10 protein-coding genes and 1 pseudogene are annotated in these 11,584 nt (G+C 31.4%); 2 read left to right on the top strand and 9 right to left on the bottom strand.

What is annotated here, in order from left to right; translation table 11 throughout:
* Positions 1–978: 978 nt before the first annotated feature.
* The 3 genes from K8N75_RS09865 to K8N75_RS14300 form a co-directional block, all read right to left on the bottom strand.
* Positions 979–3,348, bottom strand: coding sequence for an Ig-like domain-containing protein (locus K8N75_RS09865; RefSeq protein ID WP_223791883.1), 2,370 nt, complete (start codon positions 3,346–3,348; stop codon positions 979–981).
* A gap of 427 nt (positions 3,349–3,775) precedes the next feature.
* Entirely contained in the window at positions 3,776–4,057 is a 282-nt protein-coding gene (locus K8N75_RS09860) for a hypothetical protein (RefSeq protein ID WP_223791882.1), read from the bottom strand.
* A gap of 91 nt (positions 4,058–4,148) precedes the next feature.
* Positions 4,149–4,244: a helix-turn-helix domain-containing protein gene (locus tag K8N75_RS14300; RefSeq protein WP_223791885.1), complete on the bottom strand. Its 96-nt coding sequence runs from the start codon at positions 4,242–4,244 to the stop codon at positions 4,149–4,151.
* Positions 4,245–4,481: 237 nt separating this feature from the next.
* On the opposite strand from K8N75_RS14300, the pseudogene K8N75_RS09850 reads away from it, so the two are divergent.
* Positions 4,482–4,747 (top strand): annotated as a pseudogene (locus K8N75_RS09850) (transposase); the annotation flags it as partial.
* A gap of 470 nt (positions 4,748–5,217) precedes the next feature.
* Here K8N75_RS09850 and K8N75_RS09845 read toward each other — a convergent pair.
* The 6 genes from K8N75_RS09845 to K8N75_RS09820 all read right to left on the bottom strand — a co-directional run bounded on the left by K8N75_RS09845 (position 5,218) and on the right by K8N75_RS09820 (position 10,638).
* The gene (locus K8N75_RS09845) at positions 5,218–5,826 is read right to left on the bottom strand and encodes a hypothetical protein (RefSeq protein WP_223791881.1); all 609 of its coding nucleotides are present in this window, start codon (positions 5,824–5,826) and stop codon (positions 5,218–5,220) included.
* Positions 5,827–5,891: 65 nt separating this feature from the next.
* On the bottom strand, positions 5,892–6,536 hold the full coding sequence (locus K8N75_RS09840; RefSeq protein ID WP_223791880.1) for a hypothetical protein: 645 nt from the start codon (positions 6,534–6,536) through the stop codon (positions 5,892–5,894).
* A gap of 13 nt (positions 6,537–6,549) precedes the next feature.
* Positions 6,550–6,783, bottom strand: coding sequence for a hypothetical protein (locus K8N75_RS09835; RefSeq protein WP_223791879.1), 234 nt, complete (start codon positions 6,781–6,783; stop codon positions 6,550–6,552).
* A gap of 211 nt (positions 6,784–6,994) precedes the next feature.
* Entirely contained in the window at positions 6,995–8,242 is a 1,248-nt protein-coding gene (locus K8N75_RS09830; RefSeq protein WP_223791878.1) for a DUF1616 domain-containing protein, read from the bottom strand.
* Positions 8,243–8,318: 76 nt separating this feature from the next.
* Positions 8,319–10,088 carry a DUF1616 domain-containing protein gene (locus tag K8N75_RS09825; protein ID WP_223791877.1) on the bottom strand — a complete coding sequence of 590 codons (1,770 nt, stop codon included), beginning with the start codon at positions 10,086–10,088 and terminating at the stop codon, positions 8,319–8,321.
* Positions 10,089–10,374: 286 nt separating this feature from the next.
* Positions 10,375–10,638 carry a DUF1616 domain-containing protein gene (locus K8N75_RS09820; RefSeq protein ID WP_223791884.1) on the bottom strand — a complete coding sequence of 88 codons (264 nt, stop codon included), beginning with the start codon at positions 10,636–10,638 and terminating at the stop codon, positions 10,375–10,377.
* A gap of 430 nt (positions 10,639–11,068) precedes the next feature.
* Here K8N75_RS09820 and K8N75_RS09815 point away from each other — a divergent pair, with 430 nt between their 5' ends.
* Entirely contained in the window at positions 11,069–11,569 is a 501-nt protein-coding gene (locus K8N75_RS09815; protein WP_223791876.1) for a hypothetical protein, read from the top strand.
* Positions 11,570–11,584: the final 15 nt, after the last annotated feature.

The following is an 11,584-nucleotide window of genomic DNA, read 5'->3' as shown; positions in this document are numbered from 1 at the left end:
CATCATAAAAATAACATAAAAGTGCCAGTAATTTACAAAAAAAGCCCATATTTTACATTATTCTAATTTTAAATAAATGTAGATCACTTTGTTAGACAAACAAAGGAGAATTTTGATATGGGTAAGGAGAATAAATTATACAAAAAAGGTTCAGTAACTTCTAAAGACTGCACTATTTCGGCACCTCATTGTAGGATGAGTTTACAGTGTATATTCCAGATCGCCGAGGCCGTGGTATGAGGCGGACAAATTGGTAATAATTATCGTATAGAAAAAGAAGATGAATATATGGGTGCTATCCTCAACAGGTGCAAACTACGTATTCGGAACGGCGGACGGTGCTTTATTTGGACTACACGCTGAGATCTATTTGCCTTCTATCCATAAAGTTGCCGCATATGAACCTCTTCTTTTCGTTGGCCATCCCGGACCAGATTGAATTCAAAGACCTCATTCAGCATTTCAACAGGATTATAGCCGATTGCAACGTGGCCGCAGCAACGGTAGGTTTAACAAAGGATTTTATTAACACACAAACAAAAATGTAAAGTTTAGCAATTTTCTTTTAAATATTTATGAATATTATTATTGTAAGTACGATTATTTTAAATTAATGATGTGCTCTAATGGAAATATACCTTGTTCAAATCTGGATCAAGTTCTAATTTTGTAAATGTATTCATCAAATATGCAAAGTGTAATCAACTCAAATAAATTAGCTACTAATTCCTATTTACCATCAACATAATATTATTTTATACAACTATTTCCCAATCAGAGTATGCAGGCAAAATAGTATTTCAAAGTCAATAGTTTAGTTTTTTTGGGTTATTCCTTCAAACTTAGAGAATACTATCAGAAAACAGATTTATTTTTTAGAACTTAATCCTAAATATCCGATTATTACATAAAAAAAATAGAAAATATGTGAGGATTTTTTTAATCCTCTATATATATTCGTTTATTTTATTTGTTTTTTTATGTTGTGGTTGTTGTGAATTTTGTTGTGTATGGTGTTGTTAGTCCTGCTCCGCCTGTGCTTGTAACGCTGTTTGAATGTAGTATGACTGTGTAGGTTGTTCCTCTTGCAAATGCTGCGTTGGCTGTTATATTCAGTGTGTTACCGTTTATACTGGTTGTGTATGGTTTTATTTGTCCGTATTGATTTTTGAGTTCTATCCATGAGTTAGTTCCGAGTTGGATGGCTTTGCTGAAGTTGATTTGTATCACCTTATTTACAGCCACATTAACTTCGTTGTTCATTGGACTTGTGCTTGTTACGACTGGTGGTAAGGTTGTTGTGAATATGGTTGTGTACGGTGTGTTTAAACCATTTCCTTGCATGTCTGTTATGCTGTTGGAGTGTAGGATGACTGTGTATTTAGTTCCTGCATTTAAGAGTGAGTTAGGTGTTATTGATAGTACATTTCCTATTATGTTTGTTGTGTATGGTACTATTGTTCCACTGTTGCTTGTTTTGAGTTCGATCCATGGATTGGTTCCGAGTTGTATGGCTTTATCGAAGGTTATCTGTATAACCTTATTCAATGCGACGTTAAATGCATTGTTCACTGGACTTGTACTGGTAACAACTGGTGGTGTCTCTGTTGTGAATCGTGTTGTATAAGGAGCTGCTAATCCAATTCCAACCAGATTTATAACACTGTTAGAATGTAAGATAACAGAGTACGATGTTCCCACTGCCAGTAATGAGTTAGGTGTTATTGAAAGTACATTTCCTACTATGTTTGTTGTATATGGTACTGCTGTTCCACTGCTGCTTGTTTTGAGTTCTATCCATGGATTGGTTCCGAGTTGTATGTTTCTGTCAAAGGTTATTTGAATAACCTTATTCACCACTACATTCAAGGCGTTGTTCACGGGACTTGTGCTTGTAACAACCGGTGGAACATTTTCATTAATTGTAACATCTGTATTTACAGTTTCTGTATCAACAGTTGATGTTGTTGTGGATATTCCGGGATTTAAGCCTGCTGTAAAGATGGTTGATGCTTCACCATTAATCATAGTACCGGTTAATGGGTTGATTGTGCCTAATGCATCGCTTGCGAAGTTTACAACAATTCCATTAGGAACATGACGATCAATAGGGTTTTGGTAAACACCATCTTGATCATGTAAAAGATCAGCTGTGATATTTGAGGTTTCACCAGTATTAATGGTGTTCGGATCCGATGTAGTAGTTAGAACTAACCACTTAGAAACAGTTGTCCCTACGACTCTTTCTGCTGTAACTGGATTGGATCCAACATAATTAGTCCCCCACCAATTATAATCAACATCACAAGAACCTCCACTAGAATATATATCATATGGAGTGTTTCCTATAATTCGACAGAAACTCACATTCAAAGTACCATAAAAATTGTTGATAGCACCACCACCAGAATTTGCAGAGTTACTGGTGAAGGTACTGTTGTTTACTGTCAAAGTACTAGTATTACCATTATTGAAGATAGAACCACCACCAGAATTTGCAGAGTTAGTGGTGAAAGTACTGTCTGTTACAGTCACAGTACCATAATTGGAGATAGCACCCCCGTTATAAATTGCAGAGTTACTGGTGAAAGTACTGTTGTTTACAGTCACAGTACCACCATCATTGCCGATAGCACCGCCAACACCAAATGCGGTGTTATCTGTGAAAGTACTGCCATCTACAGTCATACTACCTCTGTTATATATACAGCCACCAAACCCTGCTCTGTTACTGGTGAAAGTACAGTCTGTTACAGTTAAAATATTGCCATCATAGTAGATAGCACCACCATAACCATTAACCGCTGTGTTATCTGTGAAAGTAATGTTGTTTACATTCACATTAACACCACCAGAATTGTAGATAGCACCACCATTAGTTGCAGTTCCATTGGTTAGTGTTAGGTTGTTGATTGTAACATATATTCCAGGGTTTATATGGAATATCCAGTTGGTGCCGGTTCCGTTTATTATGGTGTCTGTTTGACTTTCTCCATTAATTGTCATGTTTTTATCAATGGTGATTTGTGTGTTGTTTATTCCTTTGTATTGTTCATGGGCTATGTATATTTGTCCGTTGGTGTTTACTGTTCCTGTTGCGTTTTTTATTGAATATTTTGGACCGATTATGCCTGATTGATATGTTGCAGATTCACCGTTCCAATCATCGTTTCCCAGAGTACTGTTTCCAGTTACATAAATAGTATCTCCCGGTGCAGCTGAAACATTACCCATACCCAAAGCAAAAATAATCCCTAATAATGTTATTACAACTGCAAAAACAATTAAATTATCATGATTTTTTATATCATTTATTGAAAATTTACATTGTCCTATAAATCCTTCCACCCCCCCCCCCCCCACTAACAAAAAAAATTAATTTACCATCCCTTAATATTATTTACAATTATGGACTATTAATATATTTGTTATAATAACAACCAAATAGAAAGACTTTTAAATAAAAAACAAGTATTTTGGTGACTTTTTTCACATAAAATGGGGACTGTAAAGTTTATGGGTATTGGCTCTCGTGAACTACCCATCCCTCTCGGAAAGGGGCTTCTATCATCATTGAATCCACCTATTGTGGTTTTCTCAGAGAAGCTTTAATTTCCATAGTTCCTAATAATATTCTGCTTATCCCCTGTAAAATCACGTATATTTATTGAAGCATTTGATATCAAGGTCATGATTTACACAACAGACTGGACAAACCCATTTTCTATGATGGAATTTCAAATCAGGATTGTGATGTCCACAATTGCTGCATATTTTAAGTGGATGGTTCAAACTGTCCAATTTGGAGTAATGTTTTACCATACCATTCACGGTGTAATTTTGTTTTCACCCCTCCAATTTTAGGTAGGTATATTTTATTGTTATTGAAATCAACTTTATAATTCTGTGGCGCATTGAATGATTGTACCCTATTTTTCTTTGATTTAAAATGTGGGAATCCTTTTTTCTCTCTGAAAAACCTTGTGAATGCATTATCAAGGTTGAGTGTAGCTCCTTGTAAATGATTGACTGTTAATTTCTTTGAGCCATACTTCACTCTGTTTGAGTAATGTTATTTCTTTGTTAAGATCGAAACGGGATATTGATTTACCAGTTTCATTATATGTTCGGATTTTATATTCTAATCCTCAATTATACACGTATCGACATGCTCCGAGATGTTTGTTCACCATTTCTTCTTGGTTTTTAGTTGGATACATTCGATATCTATATGCTCTTAACATAATATTATTTATTGTTAAATTATTATTAATATATTGTGGTTGGATTATCCCCACCATCATAGGTGGGGTATTCTCAAACATTAGGATAAACAAAAAGAAGAATTAAAATAATAGAGAATTTCTAAAAACTGTATGTTTTTTCGAAGTTAATAATTTTGGTTAATTCTTACTGGTTTATTGGGGGGTTAATTGTGTAAATGGATTAAATTTATATATTTTTATGAGTATAAGAGTATTATGAAGTCGTCTGATGACTATTTCTTGAAGAAAGAGTATGCTCGTGTGGAAGAGCTTGGTGATAAGTTGACTGATATAGATCCTCTTATTGATTGGGAATTATTTAGACCAATTATTAGGGAAATGTATGATAATCGTACAGAACGTGGTGGTAGGCTTAATAAGGATGAGATAGTTATGATGAAGATGTTGGTTTGCAATCGTGGTATGGATTGTTGGATCCTGAGCTTGAAAGACAAGCTACCGATCGTATTTCATTTAGAAAACCCCTTTAATGTTATCGTATTCGACAAACACATGCATAAACCATTCTTTCAATTGAAAAACTTCGTTTCCAAGTTTATATTTTAGTTTATAATTTCCAGGAACTCTATTAATTTTTCACGTTTTTTAAAATTACAATGTCATAAATTTTTAGCAGTTGAGAACATCTTTTACATTTTCATATATTAAGCAGGGATTCCTACCATTATTATTACTTCAAGATTTTAAGAAATTTAATTTTATTCATTGATGTATTTATATTAATCTCCGATTCAAATAATGTAAACTATATTCTTCCATTCCTCTTCTAGCATGATCAAAATAGATAAGAATTGATATAGAAATCAATAATTACACTCGAATCATCATAATTATCCTTTGATCTGATTATTACTACAAGATAACTATATGAAATCTTTAAAAAAAAATATATCATAAAAAAAATATTCGATTTGTTAAAATTAAAAATAAATTACATGTAATATGTTTTGTTTACATAGTGAATTGTTCCATTTTCCTTCTGGCCATGTGGATACCAGATATAATTAGTAAATATTGCTATTTTATTGCCTTGTGATACAAATTTGAATGTTCCTTCCCAATCTGTTACTGCGCCGTCTATTTTGAAGTTACCAGGGAAGTTTGTTCCATTGTTTGAAAAATTACCATATCCTGTCCAAGCTGCACAGGACATGTTGAAATGTCCGGTTAATGGTGTAATAAACATGGCTTTTTTAAAATCTCGATTTAATAGGGCCATTATCGTATTTAAGTTAACATTGACAGTATCTATTTTTCCATCAGCAGTTAATCCATCTTTTGTGTAGCACAGTGGATCTTCAAAATTTTCAGCTCCCTTCAATGCAACTGTGAATTTAAAATTTTGACCTTTACCATTAATATTGTAAGGTCCTCCAAGGGAACCTCCATTTTGTGTATTGTTTGGTATTGATGCAAAGCCAGTGTAATTATAATTAATCTGATCAAAGGCATAACTCATTAAACTACCAGTTGCTGCTCCGTATATTAGAAAACCGGATGCAATGATTAATATTATACCTATTTTAACTTTTTTTTCCACAAATATCACTTGTATATTTAGATAATTATTTAAATTCTAAAAAATAAAAAAAAAGAAATATTTAATTATATAGCTAAGATGTTACACAGTGTTGCTGGTGTTACAAAGACCATTGTTACTTTACCGTTTGCATCAACCGTGAAAATTTCTTCTTCGAAGATAGGTAACATAGCTGAATTATTACCTGATCCTTGAATCAATGCAGGGTCGGTACCAATTATCAATGTGTTGTCAGTGATGTTTGCAGGTAGTTGATTAACAGGTAAATTTGGTACTGAAACATTATATGCTAGATCATCAGATACAGGAGCTAAAGTTTTTGACCAACCTTGCATATTTAACAGCATATCACTTGAGTTTGATGCTACTGTTTGGTTGAACAATCCTTTCCAAGCCATTACTCTGACTGTTGTTCCAGCGGGTAACTGTTGATTTCCATAACCTGCTATACCGCTTAAATCAAGGGTAACATTACCACCTGGTTTCATGTATCCATCAACATAGAAATTTTGTACTGTGCCATTTTTCAATGTCACGTTTTCTATTACTGCATTAAAATGGAACCAAGTAGATCCGTTGTTGAAAAAAGCGACCTTAGTAGATGATTGATTTACACTAGTGGAATTGGTATTACTGGTACATCCGCTCACCGCTACCGCTATTAAAGCGATTAAAACTAACAATATTATCGAATTTCTAGTGCTTTTCATAATTACTGGCTCCTTAAAGTACTGTTACCACTTTATATGCCACAATAGCTACAAAAACTAATAATAATGGTACTATGGCAATATTTGATCCTTTAACAAAGGATTTTAAGTTAGTATTCTCTGTTTCTGAACTTAATACTTCTTTAAGGGCTAGTAATGCTATTAAAGCTATTACAGCGATAATACTGTAAGCCATAACCTCAGTCGTAGTTACGGTAGTTGTGGTTGTGGTTACTGTAGATATCATAACATATAGTTTTTTTTTACTAGTATATATGATTTTCTATTTTACCATACAGCTCTGTGACAAAAATCACAAAAAAAATCTTAATAAGTGATTTTTTAATCAAACACCTAATAAGATTAACTTGTTTTATTATAAATGGACTTTTAACTATAAGATCATATCCAAAGACTATTCTATAAATAAAAATTATTTTTAGGCTAAAATATGTTCATTAAACAACATTAACAAATAAATGCAAGGATCTGTAAACATTTGTATTGTCCGGTAGTTTATAAAGTGAAAATTCTACTTTCTTTGTACCAGTAGTATTTTCTGTAAAAGTGTATGGGATCTCAGTCTTATTACCATTTGTCAGTGTTATATTCTGTTCACTCATAACAGTACCATTTGAGGTTACTATCAATTGATAATCAACTGTTTTGTACTCATGGTTTACAACACCTATTATAACCGAAGCGCTCTGTCCAACAGTAAGATTGGTTGGATAATCTGATGCTTTACCTCCGGGGCCTAAAAGATAAAATTCTGTAAATGTTTCCCCCTGTTTAGGTTTGACAATTATATAAGCTGTAGTTCCTATAGCTAAGATTATTGATAATATTAAAATTATTGAAAGTATTTTACTTGTTTTTGACTCTCCTTTAAAAATACTTTTAAATGAACTTAAGAATCCACCAAAGTTTACATAGAATTTTTCATCATCCGGAACTCTACTTCTACGGATGTATGCAATAAGAACCATCATAATTGTAAAAGCCGAGAGTGAAATTAGAATAGGAGTTAATCTAATTCCCCATGGTGTGTAATTAAGTGCAAGACCGATTAATGGTGTGACTGCAATACTCAAACCGAAACTTAATGCAGCACGTTCTATACCATCTAAATCACCTTTTTTAGGGAACAGTGCAGCTATTAATGAGTAGCCGGGTATGAATAGGATTAAAAATAACCCTAAAATTGTTCTAATAAAAGTTTCGTTCAATTTAGGGGTTACTATAAATATAATGGCCAATATTGTGGTTAAAAATATTAGTAATAGGTCCTTTGATACAAAAGCGGGTTTATCAATTTTTTCAATTGTTTTTACATCATGTTCATTTATTGTTGTTGTATCTTTTTTTAATGTATTGAATGATAATAATATTGTGAAAATTCCAATTAACAGAATTGCACTTGTTAAATTTATTCCCAGAATTTTAATATTGGTTATTAATATTAAAAGAAATGTTAATAATACACTTATTATAATGCTCCCTATGATACGTTTCAACAATCCTAGATCATCTTTTAGAGGATATTTGGTTGCTATATATACATAACCTGGTAAAAACAATGTAAGAGGTATATATGAAACCAGATTAAGTGGATATTTAGTTAAAGGATATAAAATTATAGATACAATGGATATAATGGTTAATATAATTACCAGTATAATGTCTTTACGTAATGGATTTTTCATTTAGGTGCCTCTTAATAATATTTTATGATAAAGAAATTTTGGATAAGGAGTAATGAATTAAGATAGTAGATTTATTTTAAACCATATTCACATAAATATACTGTGATCTGTAAATGTTTGTATTGTCTGGCATTTTATAGAGTAAAAACTCAATTTTCTTATAACCCACAGAACCTGCAGTGAATGTATATGGGATCTCTTTCTTTTCACCTTTTGTCAGTGTTAAATTCTGTTCACTTATAACCACACCATTTGAGTTAATCACTAGATGATAATCAACTGTTTTAGATTCATTGTTTACAATGCCTAATATTACCGTACCATTTTCTCCAACAGTTAGATTCGTTGGATAAACCGATGCATTACCTACTGGACTTAAAAGATTAAACTCGGTTGATCCGTTCGGATTAGGTTTGAAAATAATGTAAACAGCTGTTGAAATAGCCAAGATAATTGATAGGATTAAAATTATTGTAAGAATTTTCCCTGTTTTTGATCCACCAAAATTCACATAGAATCTTTCATCATCTGCTACTCTTCTCCTTCTGATATATCCTATTAAAACCATTAATATTGTAAAAACGGAAATTACAATTGATAATGATTTTAAACTAATTACAACTGCTGTGGAATTGGTTAAAAATAAAATTATTGCTAAAAATATTAATGGGAAAGCAAAACTCAGTGCTAAACGCTCAATACAATATAAATAATCCTTCTTCGGAAATATAACTGAAACTATAGCATATCCGGGTAAAAATAATATTAATATTATCCCTAGAATTGGTTCAAGTACAGTATTATTTAATATTGGATTTAAAATATATATAACGGATATAACAGTTGAAATGGTTATTAATAATAGATCCAATGATTTAAAACGTATTTTAGGGTTTTTAGGCAAATCAGATTCGTTAGTTGGAAATTTACTAGATCCTTGATCATTGTGAAGTATATCAGACTTTTTATCATCTTTAATAAGTTTCTCATTAACTGGACTTTTGTATTCTATTTTTTCATATTCAACTTCTTGTTCTCTAACATTATATTTTTTACCAGGATATTTTTCTATTTTTGGAGTATTTATTCTCTTCAAAATGGCTATTATACACATTAAACCTATAAATATGGATATAATGCTTGTAAAAATGAGTGAAGGTCCTTCTAAGGGGTTGAACTTTAAGAGAAGGTAAGATATAATAAACAATACCATTCCAAAGATCAAAGTGAGAAGTAATCTTTTAGCTTTAATTTGTTTACTTAAAATTAATGCTGCCCAAAATGCGTAGCCAGAAACTATAAATATTAATAAATAACTAAAAATAGGTTTTAAATTGTAAATAAAAGAGCTACCAATGTATTTTAGGGGTAATGCCAGAATAATCAGAGAGAGTAATGTCAAAAATATAACAATAGAAATATCTTTAATTGAATGATGAATATTATAAATCGCTATCTCTTCATTAGGTTTAAGATTATCTCCTTTAGAATTTCTCCTACTCCCTTCTAAAGCATCAATGGATAATAGAATAGTCAAAATTCCAATTAAAAGGAATGCACTTGAGTAACTGATTCCAATAATTTGATAATAGGAAATCAATAATAAAAGAATAGCTAACAAAACACTTATCATAATACTTCCTGAAATTCGTTTGAACATGCTCAAATCATCTTTCAGAGGATATGTGGCCATAATAAATGCGTAACCGGGTAAAAACAATCCTAGGAGTAAGTATGATATTATATTAATAGGATATTTATTTAATGGAAAATAAACTATGCAAAACATGGATATAACTGTAAGCAGAATTATCAGTATAATACCTTTAGGGAGTGGGTTTTTCATAGATGTTCCTCTATCTATCAGTAATCATTTAAAGTATATAAATGGTTCTAGGTTATATATTTTTGACCTAAATCTTTAATATTTGGATAAAATCATTATCTAATTAAAACTTGAATTCAAATATTCTTTCAATATTTACAAATAAATCTATTTGGAGTTATATCCACATGATTAGAAAATATCATTATTTATATATGGACTAAAAAAATGTGATATTTACTATTAATTATAATTCAATTTAATAGGGCATCTGAAAATCTTATACTGTTTTTAGTTTTTGGGGTATTCAATGACTTTCTGAATTCTTGAATTTATAGCTCCTATAAAATCCAGCAACTGACAGGACTATGGTTAAAATTGCAATAATCAAAATATGCTTGATAGATTCTATCACAAGAATTTTGTAACGTGTTAACAGTATGAGAATGATTGTGAGAAATAAACTTACAAGTATACTCCCAAAAATGCGTTTGTAAGATCCAATATCATTTTCCAGGGGATATACTACTGCCATAAATGTATAACCTGGTAAAAAGAGTGCAAGGAGAATTTATGAAATTAGGTTGATAGGATATTTAGTTAAAGGACATGGCTACTATGCAAACAATGCATACAATAGTTAGCAGGATTATCAGCATAATCTCTAGTATAATAGTTTTTTCATTGAGGGTGCTTCTGTCTTCAGTAATCGCTAGATGTTATATAATTTGTTATGAGTTATATATTTGACTTAAACCTTTAATTTTGGATAAATGTTTCTTGAAATAATCCTTAACATCCTTATAATATTTAAAATATTTCAAATTTATAGATTTTTTTAAAATTCCAGACTGTTTATTTGATATTATATGAAATAAAGGTTATTTCTGTGATTAAAATCACTAATAATATTTTATCCATTAAGTGGGTGTGACAAGATAACATAGGGTGTACAAGATTGATAAAATAATAAATTATTCAAATAAAAGAGGTGTACATTTATGCAAATAAAGCAGACATTACTTCTCTTATCATTATTAATTACTCTTGCATCCATTGGAACTGTTTCAGCATCACTCCCTCCACAGGTTATAATAGAAGACACTCCTGAAGTGATTACTGTTCCTGAAGTGACTGTTGTTCCTGAAGTGACTGTTGTTCCTGAAGTGACTGTTGTTCCTGAAGTGACTGTTGTTCCTGAAGTGACTAATATTAAACCTGTTGAAACATTAAATGATAATATTTCAGTAGTTAAATCCACAACTCCCATAGAAACATCAAATACAAATTCTCTATCTTTAACAGAAATAAATATTTCAGAAAGAACAACTCCTCCTAAAACAGTTGCACCGATAACAGAACCAGTAACCTCAGTTTCAGAACCAGTATATGCTATTCCAGATAGTAAAACACCAATTAATGAACCTGAAATACCTTCCGCAGCTCTTGCATCAGGAATATTCATGGTAATCGGTGGAATTATAATACCAAAAAACCAATAACTCCTTAAATTCTTT

Origin of the sequence: Methanobacterium spitsbergense, from assembly GCF_019931065.1 — an archaeon.
GTDB classification, from domain to species: Archaea; Methanobacteriota; Methanobacteria; order Methanobacteriales; family Methanobacteriaceae; genus Methanobacterium_B; species Methanobacterium_B spitsbergense.
The sequence above is the reverse complement of the archived record's forward strand: the minus strand, read 5'-3'. Positions and strand labels throughout refer to the sequence as shown.